Genomic DNA, 233 nt, shown 5'->3' on the forward strand with positions numbered 1-233 from the left:
CGTCGTTGTAAGCTCGAGATTGATGGCAGCAAAATATCACTATATCACAATCTCATTGCTTGGGAGTATCTAGCCATGGACACTTGTGAAGATATGGTTAATTTCGCTGGAGCTGAGCTCGGTCGATCGATCGGGAGGAGGAAGCAAGGCCAAGCTAGACGTGCTCTTGTCTTGTGCGTTTCGATGGTGTGTTCGGTTTCGCTGGTTGGTTGAACTGGCCCTAGGTGTGGTGG

At 49.8% G+C, this 233-nt stretch carries 1 protein-coding gene; it reads left to right on the plus strand.

Features of this window, described 5'->3' with window-relative positions:
• Positions 1 to 213 (plus strand): hypothetical protein (locus AB1471_RS17970; RefSeq protein ID WP_367781077.1); only part of this gene is annotated, 213 nt, incomplete at its 5' end.
• Between the last annotated feature and the right edge of the window lie 20 nt (positions 214 to 233).

The sequence above is a fragment of the Jeotgalibacillus marinus genome, assembly GCF_040801915.1.
GTDB lineage: Bacteria > Bacillota > Bacilli > Bacillales > Jeotgalibacillaceae > Jeotgalibacillus > Jeotgalibacillus marinus.